The organism is Nocardia ignorata NBRC 108230 (assembly GCF_001612905.1).
GTDB classification, from domain to species: domain Bacteria; phylum Actinomycetota; class Actinomycetes; order Mycobacteriales; family Mycobacteriaceae; genus Nocardia; species Nocardia ignorata.
In genome coordinates this window covers 129,083-148,523 of record NZ_BDBI01000012.1, presented here as the reverse complement: position 1 = coordinate 148,523, position 19,441 = coordinate 129,083, and the positions used below count along the sequence as shown (strand labels likewise).

Genomic DNA, 19,441 nt, shown 5'->3' with positions numbered 1-19,441 from the left:
CAGAGCATGATCACCTCGCTGTTCGCCAACCGCGACTATCTCCGGCTGTTCACCGCCCAGATGACGGCGCTGTTCGGCACCGGGTTGACCACGGTCGCACTCGGTCTGCTCGCCTACGAACTGGCGGGCGCCGACGCAGGCGCCGTGCTCGGCACCGCGCTCACCATCAAGATGCTGGTGTACGTCACCGTCGCCCCGATCGTCGCGGCCTATGCCGATCGGTTCCCGCGCAGGCTCTTCCTCGTCTCGCTCAACGTGGTGCGCGGTGCCGTGGTGCTCGCGCTGCCCTTCATCGACCAGATCTGGCACATCTACGTGCTCATCGCCGTGCTGCAGACCGCCTCGGCGGCCTTCACTCCCACGTATCAGGCGGTGATCCCCGACATCCTGCCCGACGAACGCAACTACACCCGGGCGCTGTCGGCGGCCCAGCTGGCCGCGACCATGGAGACGCTGCTGAGCCCGATGCTCGCGGCGGCGGCACTCACCCTGATCAGCTTCCACTGGCTGTTCGTCGGCACCGCCATCGGCTTCGTGGTCTCGGCCGTCCTCGTGGTGTCCACCAGGATTCCCGACGCGGGGGCGACCACCGGTGGCAGTTTCCGGCAGCGGATCGCGGTGGGGATGCGGATCTTCGCCGCGACGCCCCGGCTGCGTGGGCTGCTCGGGTTGAACCTGGTGGTCGCGGCGGCCGGATCGGTGATCATGGTCAACACCGTCAACTATGTGCGCGACACGCTCGGCGGTTCGCAGACCGGTGTCGCGATCCTGCTGGCCGCCAACGGTTTCGGCACCATGGTCGTGGCGCTGTCGTTGCCGCGGGTGCTCGATCGGGTCGGTCCCCGGCCGGCGATGCTGAGCGGTGCGGCCACCTTGATGACCGGACTCGGCGCGGCCGTGGCGCTGTCGAATGCCGCAGCGGGACAGTGGCGCTGGATCGCGGCGGGCGCCGTGTGGGCCGTGATCGGGGCGGGCACTGCCGCCGTCCTGACCCCGACCGGACAGATTCTGCGGCGGTCCTCGCAACCCGCCGACCGGGCCGCGTTGTTCGCCGCGCAGTTCTCGCTGTCGCACCTGGCGTGGTTGCTCACCTATCCGATCGCCGGATGGCTCACCACCGCAGCCGGTTTCACGACCACCTGGCTGGTGCTGCTCGGGCTGGCTGCCCTCGGTACCACGGTCGCGCTGCGGTCCTGGCCCCGCCACGACCCGGCCGAGATCACCCATCTGCACGAGATCGGAACCATCGACCCCGCTCGCCTGGCCGACGCCGTTCGCATCACCGACCGGCTCTACCAGCACACCCATCCCTACGTCATCGACGCAGCACATCAACGGTGGCCGCGCGACTCCCACGCCCTCGCCGCCTGAGGCTGCTGACGAGTTTTCGCCACATCGCTGTCCGGACCCGGGTTCGCTCCAACAGCGGTGTGGCGAAAGCTGTTGCCGCATAAGGTGGGGGTTTCCGCGACGATCGGTGGTGCATGAACTCCTCGTTTCTTTCCACGGCTCTGCCGCCGGCGCTGGCCGTCATCATGTTCGGGCTCGGCCTGTCGCTGACCGGAGCCGATTTCACACGGGTCGCGCGGGCGCCGAAGGCCGTCGCGGTGGCCCTGGTGTGTCAGGTGATCGTGTTGCCCGCGGTGGCGTTCGGGTTGGTGACGCTGTTCGACCTCGAGCCGTTGCTCGCGGTGGGGATGATGCTGCTCGCCGCCTCGCCGGGCGGGGCGACCGCGAATCTGTTCAGTCACCTGTTCCGTGGTGACGTGGCACTGAATGTGACACTCACCGCGGTCAATTCGATGCTGTGTGTGGTGACCGTCCCGCTGGTCACGAATCTGGCCGTCCACCAGTTCGCCGAGAACGAGACGGGCCAGTTGGGGCTGCAGTTCGGCAAGACCGTGCAGGTGATCGCGATCGTACTGATCCCGGTCCTGATCGGCATGCAGGTGCGGCGGCGGGCGCCGGGGTTCGCGGCCCGGATGGACCTGCCGGTGCGCATCGCGTCGGTGCTGATCCTCGCGGTGATCGTGGCGGTCACGATGATCGCGGACCGAGCGGCGATCGGCGGCTACTTCCTCGATGTCGGCGCGATCACCATGGTGTTCTGCGTCATCAGCCTCACCACCGGTTACCTGGTGCCGCTCGCGTTCGGGGTCAGCCCGCCGCAGGCGATCGCGTCGTCGATGGAGGTCGGCGTGCACAACAGCGCGATCGCCATCACCCTGGCGATCACCGTCCTCGACAGTGCGCGCATCGCGGTGCCCGCCGCCGTGTACGCCGTGCTCATGACGCCCCTGGCCACGCTGTTCGGCGCGCTCGTCAGCCGCCGGGCGGTGCACCGGGAGCCTGCGCCGGTCACGGCGTAGTCAGCGCATGTCGCGGGGCAGCACCACGATGAACGTGGCGCCCCGACCGGGCGTGCTCTCGACGCCGACGTGCCCACCGTGGGCCGCCACCAGCGCCGCGACGATCGACAGCCCGAGACCTGAGCCTCCGCTGGACCGTGTGCGCGAGTCGTCGGTGCGATAGAACCGTTCGAACACGCGCGACGCGGCCTCGGCCGGCAGACCGGGCCCTTCGTCGACGACATCGATGGCGACCTCGTCGTCACCGGGGCGCAGACGCACGGTGACCGGGGTTCCTGGCGGAGTATGCGTGAGCGCATTGCCCAGCAGGTTCGCCATGACCTGTCGCAGTCTTGCCTCGTCCCCGATCACGACCATGGCTCCGTCACCGGCGACTTCCAGTTCGATCGCGCGGGCGACGGGCTGTCCGGCGTCGCGGGCGTGGGCATCGCCCACCGCGTCGCGCGCCAGGGCGAGCAGGTCGACGGGCGCCCGCTCGAGGGGCCGGTTGGCGTCGAGATCGGCCAGCATCAGCAGGTCACCGACCAGGCCACCCATCCGGATGGACTCGGCCTCGATCCGGCCGAACAGGGTCTCGGGGTCGGTGCGGTGCCCGTGCCGGTACAGCTCGGCGAATCCCCGGATGGTGGTGAGCGGGGTGCGCAATTCGTGGCTGGCGTCGGCGACGAACTCACGCATCCTCGCCTCGGAACGCCGCGCCGCCGCCTCGGAGGCCTCGGTCGCGGCGACGCCGTCCTGGATCCGGGTGAGCATCACGTTCAGTGAGCGGGCGAGATGATCGACCTCGGTGTCGACACCGCGCACCGGAACACGGCGGTGCAGATCACCGTCGGCGATGGCGGCCGCTGTCTCCTCCACCGCGCGCAACGGGCGCAGGCTCCACTGCACCACCAGATAGCCGACGACGCCGAGCAGCAGCAACGCGGCGACACCCGCGACGACCTGCACCAGAAGCAGGCCCGTGATCGTCTGCCGGGTTTCCGACAGCGACAGCCCGACGGTGACCGAGCCGCGGCCGTTCGTGGTGGTAAGCACCCGCCAGTCGGTGTCGGGACCGCTGCGCGAGCCGACCGTGCGCGGGCCGCGCTCGTCACCAGTGACGTCCGGCAGTCCGGACGAGCCGTCGGTGGCGCCAGGCGACTCGAGATAGACCTCGCCGTCGGGCCCGGTGCGGATCTCGGCGAACCGGCGCGGCTGCTCCCCTGCCATCGGCACGACGTCCGGTGCGTCGGCGGGCACCCAGCGTGTGTTGCCCGCCGAGTCGGTGACCTGCTTCATCGCTCTCGGTTGCGCCCAGGTTCGCGCGGCATCGATCAGCTGTTCGTCGACCCGGTCGGTGAGCGAGTTCGACATCACCGAGGTGACCACCACCCCCACCGCGGTGAGCACCACCGTCGCGAGCGCGAGCAGCACGACCACCAGGCCCACACGCAGCGGCACAGCGGCGAAACGCCGTGCGACCCGAGCCGAGACGCTCACCTCGGTGCCCGCAGCACGTATCCGACGCTGCGCAGCGTATGGATGAGTTTGGGTTCGGTGGTGTCGATCTTGCGCCGCAGATACGACACATACGACTCGACGATATTCGCGTCACCGCCGAAGTCGTAGTGCCACACGTGATCCAGGATCATCGGCTTGCTCAGCACCTTGCCCGCGTTCACCATGAAGTAGCGCAGGAGCGTGAATTCGGTCGGCGACAAGCTCACCGGCTCCCCCGCCTTCCACACTTCGTGACTCTCGTCGTCGAGCTCGACGTCGGCGACGCGCAACCGGGGATTCCGTTGCGGAGCGGCCGTGCCCGCACGGCGCAGGATCACGCGGATGCGGGCGATCACCTCCTCGAGGCTGAACGGTTTGGTCACGTAGTCGTCGGCGCCGAGGCCGAGACCGGTCAGTTTGGCCTCGGTCTGGTCGCGGGCGGTCAGGAACAGCACGGGTGCCTGGACGCCGTCGGCACGCAATCTGCGCAGCAGGGTGAAGCCGTCCATGCCCGGCATCATCACGTCCACGACCAGGGCATCGGGGCGGAAGCGGCGCGCGGCGTCGAGCGCGGCCGCACCGTCGGCGGCCGTCGCCACCTCGAAACCCTGGAATCGCAGGCTGGTGCTCAGCAGCTCGACGATCATCGGCTCGTCGTCGACGACGAGGATGCGGGCTTCGGGTGGTTCGGCGGTCATGGATTCAGCATGGCTGGCCCACCGCACACGGACCTGGAAGGAAACTGGGCGTTTCCTGTGAACGGGGTACGCGACGGCCCCGTGGTCGTCGCGTACCTCGTCGTTCAGCTGGTCAGGTCGTAGACAGTGACGCCGTCGACCTGCACGGCGCTGAAGTTCGCCGCGATCCAGGCGGCGATCGCATCGTCGCCCCGCGCTCCTGGGCCGCCGCCGCCCGCGATGAAGTAGTGGATCCGGCCGTCGGCCACGTACTGCTGGAACTGAGCGAGCGTAGGGAACGGGTCGCTGCCGTTGAACCCGCCCAGCGACATCACCGGCAGTTCGGTGGCCAGCTGGTAGGTGGCGGCGGAGTTCGAGCCGGTGGCCGCCGCGATCCAGGTGTAGTTGTCCGCGTCGTCGGTGAGCAGCGCGATCACCTTGTCGCTCACCTGGCTCGCGCCACCGAGGAAGCCGCCGCCGTTCGGCACAGCACTACCGGCAGCACCCCCACCGGGCGCAGTTGCCTCGGCCGTCGCGCTCGGGACACCGCCTCCACCGGAACCGTTGCCGGGTGCTCCGCCTGCGGGCGCGGTACCGCCCATCGGCGCATTGTCGCGACCGCCCATTCCTCCTCTACCGTCAGGCATTTCGCCACCGGGCCCGGGCATACCCCGTCCGCCACGGACTTCCGGGCCCGCACTGGGAATGGACCCGGCATTGACCGAGGCGATGGTCTCGACGGTGTAGGCGGCAGGCCCGCTCAGCGCGAGGATCCCGGCGAGCAGGGCCGCGAACGCCGACCGCTTCGGTGTGGGCGGAAGCAGCAGCGCGAGCACCGCACCGAGCCCGCCGACCAGGAGCACCCATCGCAGCCAGGGCACGAAATCGCTGGTGCGCGAGAGCAATACCCAGGCAGTGGCCGTAGTCATGCCCATCGTCGCGGCGGCGCATATGCGAGCCGTCATCCGACCGCGATGGTTCCAGAGCAGGACAGCGCCGATCGCGGTGAGCGCGGCGACCGCAGGCGCGAGGGCGACCGTGTAGTACTGGTGGAAGATCCCCTTCATGAAGCTGAAGACCAGACCGGTCACGAGCAGCCAACCGCCCCAGAGCATTACCGATGCTCGTCGAAGGTCGGTGCGCGGTACACGGCCGTAGAAGACCAGTGCCACGACGGTGAGAATCAGCGCGGCAGGCAGCAACCACGCGATCTGCCCGCCCTGAGCGGAGTCGAACAAGCGGGTGATGCCGGTCTGCCCCCACATTCCGTTGCCACCGGCAGGAAGTTCACCACCGGGACCGACGCTGCCCGTCTCGTCACCGCTGAGCCGACCGAGGCCGTTGTAGCCGAGGGTCAGCTCGATGATCGAATTGTTCTGGGAGCCACCGAAGTACGGTCTCGAGTCGACCGGCCACAGCTGTGCGATCAGCACCCACCAACCCGCACCCACCACCATCGCCGCACCGGCGGCGAACAGTTGCAGCAGCCGGGTGCCCAGCTTCGGCGGCCCCGCGAACAGGTACACCAGGGCCAGCGCCGGGAGGACGAGCAACACCTGCAGTTGCTTGGCCAGGAAGCCGAATCCCATGAACAGCCCACACAGCACCAGCCAGCGCCAACGTCCGGATTCGGTGGCCCGCAACATGGCCCAGGCCGCGGCGATCATCAGGAACACCAGCAGTGCGTCGGGGTTGTCGAAGCGGAACATCAACGCCGCCACCGGAGTCAGGGCAAGTGCGAGACCGGCGAGCAGACCGGCCGCCGCACCGTGGTAGCGGCGAACCGTCGCCCACAACAGCGCCACCGACGCGAGGCCGAGCAGCACCTGCGGTGCCAGCATGCTCCAGCTGCTGAATCCGAATATTCGCGCCGACAATTCCATCGGCCACAGCGCGGCCGGGGTCTTGTCGACCGTGATCGCGTTCGCCGCGTCCGACGATCCGAAGAAGAACGCCTTCCACGACACCGAGCCGGCCTGCACGGCCGCCGCGTAGAACGAGTTGGCCCAGCCGTTGGCGGTCAGGTTGCACAGGTAGGCCACCGCGGTACCGATAAGCAGCACGGCTAGAGCCGGAAATTCCCAACGCGGTCGGGTCAGCGGGGTGTCGGCTACCGGTTCGGCCTCCGGCTTCGTCATCACCGCGGTCATCGGCGATCACCCGCACCACGGAACACCCAGCGGAGCCCGACGAAACGAGCAAGCGTGGCAACGCAATTCGCGACGACAAGTACAGCCAGCTCGAGCTGCACCGACGCGCCCGCCGCCCACCGATGCAGCGCGAACAACGACCCGCTGGTGATCAGCAGACCGAACAGGAAGATCAGCAGCCCCTGAACATGCTGCACCGCACGCCTTTCCGGGCCACGGATACCGAAGGTGAAGGCGCGGTTGGTCGCGGTGTTCGCCACCGCCGTCACCAGCAGGGCGAGAAGATTCGCCGCCTGCGCGCCGACGGCCGGTTGCATCAGCAGATACAGCGCCACATAGGCCAGCGTCGACAGCACACCGACAACGGCGAAACGCACCAACTGCCCGACCATGCCCACCGGCACACCAGGGACCAATGGTTCTCGCCCGATCGCGGCCCGCAGCTCCGGGACCGGCAGGCGCCCGCTCACCATCTCCCGGCCGACCCGCCACATCCCCAGTAGATCCTTGCGCGCGGTGTCGACGATGTCGACGCGGCTGTCGGGATCATCGATCCAGTCGACGGGCACCTCGTGGATGCGCAGTCCCGCCCGCTCGGCCAGCACGAGCACCTCCGTGTCGAAGAACCACTCGCGATCGCGCACCAATGGCAGCAGCTCGCGCGCCACCTCGGCACGCATCGCCTTGAAGCCGCATTGAGCATCCGAGAACCGCACCTGCAGGCAGGTGCGCAGCAGCAGGTTGTAGCCGCGCGAGATCAACTCCCGTTTGGGCCCGCGCACCACCCGCGCCGACGTGGCGAGCCGGGAACCGATCGCGATATCGGAATGCCCCGACATCAGCGGCGCGACGAGCGGCAACAGGGCATTGAGATCGGTCGACAGGTCGACGTCCATGTAGGCGACCACCTGGGCATCGGAGCTGCTCCACACCGAGTGCAGGGCCCGCCCTCGGCCCTTGCGGTCCAGGTGCACGACCCGCACGCCGTCGAGTTCGGCGGCCAGATGTTCGGCGATCAACAGCGTGTTGTCGGTGGAAGCGTTGTCGGCGATGGTGATGCGGGCGCTGAACGGGAACCCGTCACGCAGGAAGGCGTGCAGCCTGCGCACGCAGTCGGCCAGGTCGTTTTCCTCGTTGTGGACCGGGACGACCACGTCCACCCCGGGGGCGGTGGTCACCTCGGCCACGGTTGCCGCCCAGCTGGCGGTCTCTGTGTCGGTCATGACACCGACAGTGACCGGCGAAACTGGCGCAGACCTGCGTCTGACCTGGGAGGTTCCTGGAAGCCTCGCGCGTGGGCCCGCCGAATGGCCTGGAGTGCCCGAAATAAGAGGGTTCAACCATCACGATTCGGGGTACAGAGAGCTGGATACCGCTCGCCGACCGGCGCGCGGGGCGTCAGACGGCGTTTTCACATACTGGGAGAACACAGTGCTGAAGTTGATCGAGCTCATCAGGGGAACCGGCGCGGCCGAGGACGCCCAGGGAGCACCCCGGTCCGCCGGTCACCTGCGCGCCGGTGACATCGTGCTCACCGCCAAGCGCAGCTACCGGGTGGTGAGCACCAGCTTCGCCGACGACGCGCGCCGCGCCGGTCGCGTGGTCGCCGACACCGTCGACCTGGTCACCGGGCGGCTGCGCGTCCTCGACTACCCCAGCGCCGACACGGTGGTCACGGTCAAGACCGCCTGACCGCTCACACCGGGCGGTGCCGGATACCGCGCGTTCCGAACCCTCGGGTGTGCGCTCCCTCGGTGGGTACGACTTCGTCCTCCACCACGCGAGCCCGATCGTCACCGACGACGCGGGTACGTTCGGCGAAGGCGATGTCACGGGTGCTGCGCACCGACAGCCTGCCAAGCGAGCTCGCGGCGAAGAACAGGATCAGCGCGCCGAGCCCGTAGAAGAACGTCAGCTGCAACAGTGCGCGCTTGACGTCCGAGCCGGCCACGGGTTCACCCATGTCCCCGAGCCGGAACCAGGCGGCCAGGAACGGTCCGATCACGAACCACGCGCCCGCCGCGACACCGAGCCACGCGCCGAAGCTCGCGACCACCCGATTGCGGCTCATCAGCATGAGCAGGCCGCCCACGATGGCGACCACGCCGGGCAGCACCTGCAGCCAGCCGCGTGCCGTCGTCCAGACCCACGGTTCGTCCGGGGTGTAGGCGAAATCGAAGTACGGACCGATGAACGGTATGAGCGCGCCCCAGATACCGAGCAGCAGCACCGCCAGACCGCCCAGCGCGCCGCGGCTGCGCGGGATGTGCAGCTTACCGCCGCGCCCGGCCGCGCCTTTCTCGTCGACATTCACCATGACGCCTCCCATCATCGACAACAGAGGTGGGTGGCGTGTACCCCGCGCCGGACCGAATACGCACGCACCGGGCATTCAGTGCCCCGGATACGCCGGTGGGCACCGACCCGTCGGATCGGTGCCCACCTGTGAAGATCACACGTTAGGCGTTGATCGTCACCGCGTCGTCGGCGATCGAGTAGCTGATCGAACCGTTCTCGAAGTGGCTGATCTTGCCACCCTCGATGTCCTGCTCGTCGGAGGTCGGGTAGCCGAGACGGCCACCCGCGCCGCCCTCGGCCTCCCACGCCTGACGGATCGCGCCGTAGACGGTCTTGGCTCCGGTGGGGAGCTTGAAGTAGATGACGCCGCCGGTGAACTCCTGGTACTTGCCGCCGCCCGGGGCGTCCAGTTCGGCCGAGATCGGCTCACCGAGGGGGCTCGACGCGCCACCGGCCTCGTTGTAGTGGTCGCCGATCGCTCCCGTGGCCTCGAATCCCATGAATCCAATTCCTTTCACACAGACAATCATTGGCAAAGCAGCCGCTAAGTTACCGCATCACGGGACGTTTTTGGGGAGACTCGTGCGAGGACACGACTTCGACACGAAAGTGCTGCCGTCGGCTACTTGTCAGCATCGTGCTCGTCACATCCTGGCTACCCCAACGACATCAACGCGCCACCGCCGCCGAACCGCACGAATACGCCGGTGTATCCGCGTGGTCGAGCTCGGTACCGCTTGATGTTTCTTCGACGCCGTGGCCTTCGAGCACCCGCACGATCAGCGGGCCGGTGGGACATCTCGTCCCTGCCACCGCACCACCGTAACCGTCGTGGCGCGAAAATGGTGAGACATCTTGCGGCTGAACCTTTCTCGTGTCGCGTATCGGTGCCTCCCGAGGCGGGCTTTCACCGTGTTCAACCGATCGATTCGTGCGCTACCTGCGCGGTTCAGCTGGGCGCCATGCCGACGCCGGACAGCGGCGATACGGTGCCGGGCCCGGAGATGATGTCCAGCAAGGGAGTCGAGTGGAACGGCATGGCGGCGGGATCAGCCGACGCCGGGTGCTGTGGGGTGCGGGCGCGGCGGTAGCGCTCACTGCCCTGGCCCAGCCGACCAGGACGGCGGCGATCACGCGCGGCGCCGCGGCGGTGCCCGGGGAGTGCGGACGGCGGGCGGATCTGGCCGAGCGGGCGATCGTCACGCGGCATGTGCGGTCGCTGTGGGGACTGCCGCAGCGACAGCTCGGCACGCTGGTCTGGCCCGCGTCGCTCACCGATCAGTCGTTCGGGCGCTGGTGCTATTGGTGGCAGGCCCACCTGGTCGATTGTGCGGTCGACGCCGCCCATCGCGCCCGCACGCCCGAGCGGGTCGACCGGGTGGTCGCGCTGGCCCGCGGCATCCGGACCCGCAATGTCACCGGGTGGACGAACCGGTACTACGACGACATGGCGTGGTTGCTGATCGCGCTCGAACGCGCGCGACGATTGCTCGACGTGCGGTTCGACGACGCGCTCGCCGACCTGCGCTCCGCGGTGGTCGACGGCTGGAATCCGGTGCTCGGCGCGGTGCCGTGGCGCTCCGGCGACGACTTCTACAACACACCCGCGATCGGGCCGACAGGTATCGCCCTGGCCCGGCTCGGTGATCTTCCCCGCGCCGTGCGGCTCGCGGAGTTCCTGCACACCCGGCTGCGTGATGCCGCCAGCGGGCTGGTTCTCGACGGTGTGCACGAGCCGGGCGGCTCGATGGACCGCACGGTGCACACCTACTGCCAGGGTGTCGCGATCGGCCTCGATACCGAATTGTTCTTGCGCACAGGCGAACCCGTGTATCGCGAGCGAGCACGGGAGTTGGTGCGCGCCGTCGCCGAACTCCTCACCGACAACGGCGTGATCAGCGGTGCCACCGATGACGACTCCGGATTGTTCATGGGAATTCTCGCGCGCTATCTCACCGAAACCGCACTGGCGCTCGGTGATACGACCGCGGCGGGGATCGTGCAAGCGTCCGCACGGGCGGCGTGGGCGCATCGCGCCGAAGTCGACGGGCTGCCGCTGTTCGGAGCGGACTGGTCCCGGCCCGTCGCGCTGCCTGCCGCGCTGAGCCGGCTCGGCGACTCGGCGGCCGAACCGCCCCAGGACCTCTCGATCCAGTTGAGCGCATGGATGCTGCTGGAAGCGGATTGCCGGTTGACAGCTGCCGGGTTCTGAGAATTCCTCAGTTGCCGCCGACCCGCTTCTCACCCAGGATGGTGGCGATGACAATCGAATTGAACGAAGCTCGCGCGTTGCTCGCCCAGGGGGATCTCGGCGGGTCCGTGCGTTCGCTGCGGCCGGTCGCCGAGCAGCTTCCGCTCCCCGAACTCGTGACCTTCCTGATCGAGCTGGCCGACGCCGCCGAGCTGGAGCCGCTGGCGACCAGCGCGCGGGCGGCACTCCCCGACGCCACGGATGCACGCGCGCTCACGATGCTCGGCTACGACTGCGTGGAGTACGGTCTGTCGTTCGCCGCGGTGCCGGTTCTGCACGAAGCGTTGCGGGTGGATTCCACTGTGCGCCAGGCACTCGCGGAGCTGGTCGCCGCACTGGAAGACGAACACCGTCATGCCGAAGCCGTCGAGGTGTTGGGGCGGTACGCCTCTAACCAACGCGAATGGGCGGAACACTATCTGCTGGTGTACAACTCGATCCTGGCGGGTGATCCGGCGACTGCCCGCGCCGAGTTCGCCGACCTGCCCGAACCCGACGACGACTGGGTGTTCGCCCGTGATCGGGTGAGCCGCATGCTGATTCGCGCCGATCGTGCGGCCGCCGTGAGCGCCCTGGACCATCGGGATCTGCGCGGCTGGCAGTTCACCCTGACCGGCGGCTACCTGGCGACGATGTCGCCGTACGGCTTCGACGCCGGAATGACCGGGCGCTGGGCCTATCTGGGCGACAACGCCGCCCTGTGCCGCTACAGCATCCACCGCGTGGCTCTCGCGCTGTCGGCGGCCGGCCGTGCGCCAGGGACCGTGTCGCTGCTCCCCGATCGGGCGGACCGCATCATCGGTCTCGCCACGGCCCGCGTCCTCGATCTCCCCACCCAGGAGTACGAGCCCGGCACCCCCGACACCCTCGTCGTCGCCTACGACCTGCGCACCGTCGACCCCGACCTCATCGTCACCCTGCACGAGCGCGCCCCCGGTCAGATCCTGTTCGAACACGCCACCTGCTGGACCCAGCCTCCGCCGGTCACAGCCGACATCAGCGGCCTGCTCCACCAGACCGTCATCGCGCCCTGGGCACCCACCCAGCGGGTCGGCGAGAACGGCCTCGAACCGGTCCCCGCCGACGACCGCCCCGAGTCGGAGATCGCCGCCGAAATCGCGGCCGCCGACCCCACCCCCGACTCCGGAGACGGCGAAACCCCACCCGACCTCGACCCCACCTTCACCACCTTCGTCGCCACCACCGCCGACACCTGGCTCCTCGGCCCCCGCACCCCCGTCCGCTCCCCCGGCCCCGTGCGCAGTTCCTACTTCGGCTGAACCGCTATCCGCACTGGTCCAGCCACCACCACCCGTCGCCCAATTCGATGCTCGGACACAGCTGATCCCCGAACACCTCGAACGGCTCGGCGGGCGGTTCACCGTCCAGATGCGCGTAACCGATTGCGCCGTCGGGAATCCCGACATGATCGGGCACAAAACGCGCCGTGTGGTCGTCGACGGTCAGCACCACGGCCACCTTGCAATTGGCCGACACCCAGCACAGATGCGTGGGCAGGTCGGTCCCGTAGTAGTCACGCACACTCAGATCCCTGGCCACCGCCGCGTCGAATGCGGGACGCTCGAGCTGAAACCGCGTGCACACCCGCGCTTGCGGCCAGAGGTAGAACATCACCGGCACACCGATACTCACGACCGCCGTGAGACCGGTGACGACCTGCGGCCATCGCCGTCCACCCCTCGCCGTGCGCCACACAGCGGTCACCGCGACAACCACCACCGCCAACCAGAACGCGGCGAGCAACGGCAACGCCAGAATCCACAGCGCCGTCACAACCCACCCAGAATGCAGGCTCACCACCACCGCCGCGACCATGACGCCGACACCCACCCCTGGCCACACCCACACCCGTTTCGACTCGCGCACACCGGAAACCTATCCGGGCGAGCGGCGGAATTCGTGGGGAGAACGTAGAGATCCGGTGGCGGCGGCCCACTCACCGCACGGTACGACGAAACGAACCGGGCCTGCCGCCACGGTGTGCCTCAGCCGACCTCGGCGGGCTGTCGTTTGCGGGGTCGTTCGTCGACGGCGGTGAAGGCCGCGGCGGCGAGGATGAGGATCGCCGAGGCCAGCAGGGCCGCGTCGAGGCCTTGGTGGAAGGCCACCTTGCCCGCGTCCATGACATCCCTGATGTAGGGCAGGTACTTGAACGGGTTGGCGCCCTCGGGCAGGCGGCCGCGTTCCACGGCCTGCACGGCATCGGGCTGCAGGGTGGTCGGCACGCCCAGCTCGGTCATCTTGGCTTTGAGGTCCGCGGACAGGAACGAGCTCACGACCGCGCCGAGGATCGCCACCCCGAACGCGGATCCGACCTGGCGCATCGTATTCGTCACGGCCGCAGCCATTCCCGAGTGCTGCGGTGGCACGCCCGTCATCACGGCCGACGTCAACGGAACCACGGCGATCCCGAACCCGATGCCCGCCACCGCCATTGCCGCCGCGATCGTCGGATCGTGCAGTGTTCCGCTCATCGCCTGACGGGTGAGCAGGATGCCCGCGGCCCCGACCACGCAGCCGAGGATCATCGGCACGCGGGCTCCCCGGCGCGACACCCAGTACCCCGCGGCCAGCGACCCGATCACGATCGTCCCGGCCATCGGCGCGAAGATCGCGGCCGTGCGCGCGGCCGAATACGACTGCGTCACCTGCAGATACATCGCGGTGAAGAAGAAGATCGAGAAGATCCCGAAGTACACGGCGAACGCGACGACGAGCGCACTGCGCACCACGGGCATCCGCAGGTACTTCAGGTCGAGCATCGGTGCGCGAGCACGGGTTTCGACGAAGACGAACGCCACCAGCGCCACGGCACCGAGCGCGAAGAAACCCAGCACCGACGGTGATGTGTACCCACGGTCCTGACCGACGGTCGCGGCGTAGATCACCGCTCCGAAGGCGGTGGCACCGAGCACGGCACCCGCCCAGTCGATGGGTTCGGGGCTTGGGTCGGAACTCTCCGGTACCGACCACAGCGCCGCGACAAGCGCCACCGCGCCGATCACCAGGTTGAACCAGAAGATCGACCGCCACCCGTACGCGTGCACGAGCACACCGCCGAGCACCGGCCCGGCCGCCAAGGCAAGACCCGATACCGCGGCCCACACACCGATCGCCTTCGCGCGGGCCCGGTCGTCGGGGAAGGCGTGGCGCAGCACCGACAGGGTCCCGGGCTCCGAGGCCGCCGCACCGAGCCCCATGATGGCCCGCCCGGCGATGAGCATCCCGACGGTGCTCGCCATCGCCGAAACCACCGATCCAGCACAGAAGATCACCAAACCGGCGATCATCACCTTCTTGCGCCCGAACCGGTCACCGAGCGATCCGCCGGCGAGCATCAGCCCGGCGAAGACCACCGTGTAGGAGTTGACCACCCACTGCAGCAGTGTCACATCGGTGCCGAGTTCGGTTCGGATCGCGCCGAGCGCGACACTCACCACCGTCGTATCGAGGAAGGTTACGAACACCACCGCGACGACCGCGGCCAATGCCGTCTTCGGCCGAGCGGCGCCTTTGCCCAACGTGATCACGGGCAAAGGTTACTGGCGATCGCGCGACCGCGCCGACCCTCGCTGGGCTCTCAGCGCACGCCGATGGGCTCCAACACGCTCAGAACGGGGTCGTAGGCCCAGTTCAGGATTCGGGTGGCGTCTTCGCGCGCCACCGCGCTGCTGGTGTCGGAACTGTGCAGCACGACCCCGATCAGCGGGATGCCCGCACGCACTGTCTCGAACAGCAGGCAGTGCCCGGCCGCGTTGGTGTTGCCGGTCTTCAGGCCGATGGCGCCGGGGTATTCGTGCAGCAGTTTGTTCGTTGTCTCCCAATGGTGTTCACGATTGTCGTGGTCGGCGGAGACGTGGTGGTCACGTGCGGCGACGATCTCACGGAACGCGGGCAGTGCCATCGCGCGCACGCCGAGCGCGACGAGCGCGGCCGGGGTGGAGTGCGTGGAATTGTCCGTCGGGTTGGGCAAGCCGCTGGGATCGGTGAACTGAGTGGCGCCCAAGCCCATCAGACGGGCGGCGTCGTTCATGCGGCCGATGAAACCGGCCTGGCCGGGGCCGAAGGACTCGGCGATGGCGTAGGCGGCGTCGCAACCCGAGGGCAGCAGCAGCGCGTAGAGGAGCTGGCGGGCGGTGAGCACCTCACCCGCGGTGAGTCCGGCGGTGCTGCCGTTGTGCTGGGCGCAGTAGGCGCCCGCCTCGGCCGGCACGGTGACCGGTCGTTCGAGGTCACCGGTGCTGATCGCGACCACGGCGGTCATCACCTTCGCGATACTCGCGATCGGGACCGGTGTGTTCGCCTCACGCCCCCACAGCACCGTGCCGGTGAATCCATCGGCGAGCGCCGCTCCCGCGGCCTGCACGCCCTCGGGCCCGCCCGCCCACGGCGCCTCGGCGCTCCCGGACGGTGCGGCGCCCGCGACGCCGTGACCAGCCGCGACGACCAGCGCCCCGGCCACAACTGTGTGCAACACCCTGGCAAATGTCGGCATGCGCACAGTCTGGCGCACAAATCCCGCGACCTGCGGGATTTCCGCGCGTCGCGGTGTCTACATCGCGGCGATCACCCCGACGATCACGGCCGCGAACACGGCGACGAGCACCAGTGTGAAGACCACGGCGCCTATCCCCGTGAGCGGGAAGTGGTGGCGGGTGCTCGGTTCCGGCGCCGACAAACCGGACGTCTGCGGCGATTCCGGCGGGGTGGAGCCGGGCGATACGCCCCCACCCGGCTCGAGGTCGGGGGTATTGCGCGGGTCGGGATCCATCGAGGTCATGGGGTCACCTGCCTTCCTGACACGGCGCGCTTACCCTGGGTCGGCGTCCTCAATCGCCGCTCAGGCGGGACGTGGCTCCGGGAAGGGCCAGCTGATGTCCCCACCGGGGATCGAGAGCAGGAAGTCGGCGCCGAGCGCGTTCGCGGGGGTGTGCGCGCCGGGTGGCGCGGGCCGGGCGTGCAGGGTGATCGCCGCATGCACCATCGAACGCGCGGTGAAGGCGTAGGTGTTGGATACGTCGACGGCGAGCGAAAGGCCGCTGCCGTCGGCGCGGTAGACGCGGGCCCAACCGGTGCTGCGGGTGGCGTCGCGGGTCGTCTGATCGGGAACCGGAATCCGGTCGATCACCAGGTCGGTGACGGCACGACCGGCCCCGCTGGCGGTGACGAACCGCAGCGGCGTGCTCAATGCCCGCACCACCGGCGACAACGGCACGGCGGTGAAAGTGGCCACCTCGGTGAGCCCGTAGCCGTAGCCCGCGCTGCACACGTCGCCCAGGGGCGTACTGGCGACACCGACGGGACGACCTCGGCCCACGTCGATCGTCAGGGCGCGGTGCGCGTGCGGCACCGCGACCAGTTCACCGCCGGAACGCACGAGGTTGCCGCGGGCGATGCCGTCGACCGCCGTGCGCAACGTGCCCCGGCTGAATCCACCACGGCTGATCATCGCCACGTCGGCGCCGACCGCGTCGGATACCGCACCGACCAGGCGGGCGACGAGATGATCGGTCGGGACGATGTCGAACCCGACGCCGGGGATCACGGTGATCCCGGCACGCACCGCGTCGTCGTGGCGGGCATAGATCGCGGCGAACACCTGCGTCTCGCCGGTGACGTCGAGGTAGTTGGTTCCGCTGGCCAGGCAGGCCGCGAGCATCGGCTCGTAGGTGTGGACGAAGGGTCCGGCGCAGTGCAGCACGGTGTCGACGTCGGCGAGTTGCGCGGCGGCATTGCCGGTGTCGGCGAGGTCGAACGGGCGCGCCGTCAGGCCGTGCCGGGCGGCGACTTCACCGACCCGCTCGGCCGAGCGACCCGAGATCACCGGCCGCAATCCGCGCGAAAGTGCTTCGGCGACAACGAGTTCACCGGTGTATCCGTAGGCGCCGTAGATGAGCACAGTCGGCTCGCCGTCCAGGTGTGACATACGGGAACACTATGCGCTCGATCAGCGTGTGGTCCAGTTCACTCGATCGCGCTGTCAGGAATCCGGAAGCTGTCTCGTTCAGGGTGTACGCGAACCAGACAGGAGCGAATCATGAAGCACCGCATCGTTGTTCTCGGGGCCGGATACGCCGGGGCCTTCAGCGCCGGTTTCCTCGCCCGCCAGCTGCACGGCGACGACTTCGAGATCACCGTCGTCAATGCCGAACCGGACTTCGTGGAGCGGTTGCGGCTGCATCAGCTCGCCGCCGGGCACGATCTGCCGCATCGCCCGCTGGCCGAGGTCTTCGCCGGCACCGGCATCCGGTTGCGGGTGGCCAGGGTGACCGCCCTCGACGTCGACCGGCGTCGGGTCACCCTCGACGAAGGCGACCACCTGGGCTACGACACCCTGCTCTACACGCTCGGCAGCACCATCGCCGACCACGGTGTCCCCGGCGTCGCCGAACACGCCTACAACGTGGCCGGACGACCTTCGGCGCTGCGGCTACGTGCCCGCCTCGACGACTTGGGCAGGCACGGCGACGTGCTGGTCGTCGGCGGAAACCTCACCGCGATCGAGGCCGCGACGGAGATCGCCGAGGCCCGTCCCGGCCTGCGGGTCACCCTCGCCACCAGCGGCGAGGTGGGCGGTTGGCTCGGGCCGAAAGCGCGCAGGCATCTGCTGCGAGCCTTCGATCGGCTCGGCATCGCCGTGCACGAACACACCACGGTCGAGCGAGTCGAACAGAGCGCGGTGTTCGCGGCGGACGGCACCGCCTTCGTCTCCGACGCGACGGTGTGGGCGGCCGGATTCGCGGTCCACCCGATCGCGGCCGCCAGTGGACTGGCGGTGGAGCCCAACGGGCAGATCACCGCGGATCGCGAGCTGCGGTCGGTTTCGCATCCGGATGTGTTCGTCGCGGGCGACAGCGGGTTCGTCGTCGGCGGGAACGGTCGTCCGCTGCCGATGTCGTGCGCGTCGGCCGGGTTCACCGGGCAGCAGGCCACGGCGACGATCATCGGCGAACTCACCGGACGCGCGATCAAGCGCACCTCGCTGAGCTACGTCGGCAACCACGTGAGCCTCGGACGTAAGGACGCGATCTTCCAGTTCGTCGACGGTGATGCCCGCGCCAAGCCGGGCGCGCTGTGTGGCAGGCCGGCCGCCTGGGTGAAGTCGGCCATCGTGGGGACCAGCGGCTGGGCGATCAGCCACCCGACGTTCGGCAAGCTCGACCACCACTACCGTGCGGCCGCGGGCGCACCGTCGCGCGGGGTTCTCGCCGCCTAGAGTCGTGCTCATGGACACCGCGACCGTCGCGCGTTTCGAGGCCAACCGCAACCGGTTGGCCTCGCTCGCGTACCGCCTGCTCGGGTCGGCCGCCGATGCCGAGGACACGGTGCAGGACGCTTTTCTGCGGTGGCAGGCCGCGGATCGCGACCACGTCGAGGTGCCCGAGGCCTGGCTCACCAAGATCGTCACCAACCTGGCTCTTGACCGTCTGCGCTCGGCGAAGGTGCGTCGAGAGCGGGCGGTGGGTGCGTGGATGCCCGAGCCGCTGCTCGACGGCGACCCCATGCTCGGGCCCGCCGACACCGCCGAACAACGGGAGTCGGTGACGCTGGCGGTGCTCATGCTGCTCGAACAGCTCACCCCGGTGGAACGCGCGGTTTATGTTCTGCGCGAAGCGTTCTCCTACAGCCATGCCGAGATCGCCGACATTCTCGGCATCAGCGAATCGGCCAGTCAGCAGCACGCGCATCGCGCCAAGCGCCGGATCACCGCCGCCCGCAACGGAACCGGCACCGATCACGCGGCGGCGCGACGCATCGTGGAGGCGTTCGTCGCGGCCGCGTCGTCGGGACGGACCGAACAGCTCGTCGCCCTGCTCACCGCCGACGCCACCGGCGCTTCCGACGGTTTGGGCGGCACCGCACGCAAGCTCGTTCGTTTCATCGGCCCGTCCCGGCTGGCGATCGCCATGCGGGCGGGCTTCCGGCCCGACACGATCAGACGGCACCTCGACGGTCGCCTACCCGATTTCCACGCCGCCCTGGTCAATGGCTGCCCGGCCCTCGTGTTCACGCTCGACGACCGGGTCCTCAGCGTCGCGATCATGGAGGTACGCGACGACCGGATCGCGGGTCTGCGCGCCATCGCCAACCCGGCCCGGTTGGCCCGTTTCGCCCAGCGGTGGCAGCGCACCGACCACGACAGCCCGCTCATCGAAGCCTGGTAGACCCGCTGGTGATCTGAGTCACATCGTGTCA

General features: G+C 69.0%; 19 protein-coding genes. 7 read left to right on the top strand and 12 right to left on the bottom strand.

Annotation, left to right across the window (positions count from 1 at the left end; genetic code table 11):
* Positions 1-6: 6 nt before the first annotated feature.
* Together NI2_RS11785 and NI2_RS11780 are read left to right on the top strand one after the other, a co-directional pair.
* Positions 7-1,371, top strand: coding sequence for an MFS transporter (locus tag NI2_RS11785; protein ID WP_067490327.1), 1,365 nt, complete (start codon positions 7-9; stop codon positions 1,369-1,371).
* Between the two features lie 113 nt (positions 1,372-1,484).
* A complete protein-coding gene (locus NI2_RS11780) occupies positions 1,485-2,369 on the top strand; it encodes a bile acid:sodium symporter family protein (protein ID WP_067489590.1) in 885 nt (294 codons plus the stop codon).
* Here NI2_RS11780 and NI2_RS11775 read toward each other — a convergent pair whose 3' ends face one another.
* The 4 genes from NI2_RS11775 to NI2_RS11760 all read right to left on the bottom strand — a co-directional run bounded on the left by NI2_RS11775 (position 2,370) and on the right by NI2_RS11760 (position 7,898).
* Entirely contained in the window at positions 2,370-3,848 is a 1,479-nt protein-coding gene (locus NI2_RS11775; RefSeq protein ID WP_243750009.1) for a sensor histidine kinase, read from the bottom strand.
* Positions 3,845-4,546: a response regulator transcription factor gene (locus tag NI2_RS11770; protein WP_067489587.1), complete on the bottom strand. Its 702-nt coding sequence runs from the start codon at positions 4,544-4,546 to the stop codon at positions 3,845-3,847. The genes NI2_RS11775 and NI2_RS11770 overlap by 4 nt, the downstream gene beginning before the upstream one ends.
* A 104-nt stretch (positions 4,547-4,650) precedes the next feature.
* Positions 4,651-6,675 carry a glycosyltransferase family 39 protein gene (locus NI2_RS11765; RefSeq protein WP_067489584.1) on the bottom strand — a complete coding sequence of 675 codons (2,025 nt, stop codon included), beginning with the start codon at positions 6,673-6,675 and terminating at the stop codon, positions 4,651-4,653.
* A complete protein-coding gene (locus NI2_RS11760; protein ID WP_067489581.1) occupies positions 6,672-7,898 on the bottom strand; it encodes a bifunctional glycosyltransferase family 2/GtrA family protein in 1,227 nt (408 codons plus the stop codon). The genes NI2_RS11765 and NI2_RS11760 overlap by 4 nt, the downstream gene beginning before the upstream one ends.
* Positions 7,899-8,106: 208 nt before the next feature.
* On the opposite strand from NI2_RS11760, the gene NI2_RS11755 reads away from it, so the two are divergent.
* Complete coding sequence (locus tag NI2_RS11755) at positions 8,107-8,367, top strand: hypothetical protein (RefSeq protein ID WP_067489579.1); 261 nt, start codon at positions 8,107-8,109, stop codon at positions 8,365-8,367.
* A 4-nt stretch (positions 8,368-8,371) separates the two neighbouring features.
* Here the strand turns inward: NI2_RS11755 and NI2_RS11750 are convergent, their stop codons facing one another.
* From NI2_RS11750 to NI2_RS33750, 3 genes are all read right to left on the bottom strand, one after another.
* On the bottom strand, positions 8,372-8,992 hold the full coding sequence (locus tag NI2_RS11750; protein ID WP_067489576.1) for a hypothetical protein: 621 nt from the start codon (positions 8,990-8,992) through the stop codon (positions 8,372-8,374).
* A gap of 142 nt (positions 8,993-9,134) precedes the next feature.
* Entirely contained in the window at positions 9,135-9,473 is a 339-nt protein-coding gene (locus NI2_RS11745) for an LGFP repeat-containing protein (protein ID WP_067489573.1), read from the bottom strand.
* Between the two features lie 169 nt (positions 9,474-9,642).
* Entirely contained in the window at positions 9,643-9,786 is a 144-nt protein-coding gene (locus NI2_RS33750) for a hypothetical protein (protein ID WP_157104663.1), read from the bottom strand.
* 214 nt (positions 9,787-10,000) lie between these two features.
* On the opposite strand from NI2_RS33750, the gene NI2_RS11740 reads away from it, so the two are divergent.
* Both NI2_RS11740 and NI2_RS11735 read left to right on the top strand, forming a co-directional pair.
* The gene (locus NI2_RS11740; RefSeq protein WP_067489570.1) at positions 10,001-11,185 is read left to right on the top strand and encodes a glycoside hydrolase family 76 protein; all 1,185 of its coding nucleotides are present in this window, start codon (positions 10,001-10,003) and stop codon (positions 11,183-11,185) included.
* Between the two features lie 47 nt (positions 11,186-11,232).
* Positions 11,233-12,504 carry a tetratricopeptide repeat protein gene (locus tag NI2_RS11735; RefSeq protein ID WP_133734122.1) on the top strand — a complete coding sequence of 424 codons (1,272 nt, stop codon included), beginning with the start codon at positions 11,233-11,235 and terminating at the stop codon, positions 12,502-12,504.
* Positions 12,505-12,508: 4 nt separating this feature from the next.
* Here NI2_RS11735 and NI2_RS11730 read toward each other — a convergent pair whose 3' ends face one another.
* From NI2_RS11730 to NI2_RS11710, 5 genes are all read right to left on the bottom strand, one after another.
* A complete protein-coding gene (locus NI2_RS11730; protein ID WP_133734123.1) occupies positions 12,509-13,111 on the bottom strand; it encodes a hypothetical protein in 603 nt (200 codons plus the stop codon).
* Between the two features lie 119 nt (positions 13,112-13,230).
* On the bottom strand, positions 13,231-14,775 hold the full coding sequence (locus NI2_RS11725) for an MFS transporter (protein WP_243750010.1): 1,545 nt from the start codon (positions 14,773-14,775) through the stop codon (positions 13,231-13,233).
* A gap of 50 nt (positions 14,776-14,825) precedes the next feature.
* On the bottom strand, positions 14,826-15,722 hold the full coding sequence (locus NI2_RS11720; RefSeq protein ID WP_084476365.1) for a D-alanyl-D-alanine carboxypeptidase family protein: 897 nt from the start codon (positions 15,720-15,722) through the stop codon (positions 14,826-14,828).
* 75 nt (positions 15,723-15,797) lie between these two features.
* The gene (locus NI2_RS11715; protein ID WP_067489558.1) at positions 15,798-16,025 is read right to left on the bottom strand and encodes a DUF6480 family protein; all 228 of its coding nucleotides are present in this window, start codon (positions 16,023-16,025) and stop codon (positions 15,798-15,800) included.
* Between the two features lie 60 nt (positions 16,026-16,085).
* The gene (locus NI2_RS11710) at positions 16,086-17,171 is read right to left on the bottom strand and encodes a saccharopine dehydrogenase family protein (protein ID WP_067489556.1); all 1,086 of its coding nucleotides are present in this window, start codon (positions 17,169-17,171) and stop codon (positions 16,086-16,088) included.
* Between the two features lie 111 nt (positions 17,172-17,282).
* Between NI2_RS11710 and NI2_RS11705 the strand changes: the two genes are divergently transcribed.
* Positions 17,283-18,461 carry an NAD(P)/FAD-dependent oxidoreductase gene (locus NI2_RS11705; RefSeq protein ID WP_067489553.1) on the top strand — a complete coding sequence of 393 codons (1,179 nt, stop codon included), beginning with the start codon at positions 17,283-17,285 and terminating at the stop codon, positions 18,459-18,461.
* 10 nt (positions 18,462-18,471) lie between these two features.
* Positions 18,472-19,410 carry a sigma-70 family RNA polymerase sigma factor gene (locus NI2_RS11700; RefSeq protein WP_067489550.1) on the top strand — a complete coding sequence of 313 codons (939 nt, stop codon included), beginning with the start codon at positions 18,472-18,474 and terminating at the stop codon, positions 19,408-19,410.
* The last annotated feature ends 31 nt before the right edge of the window (positions 19,411-19,441 follow it).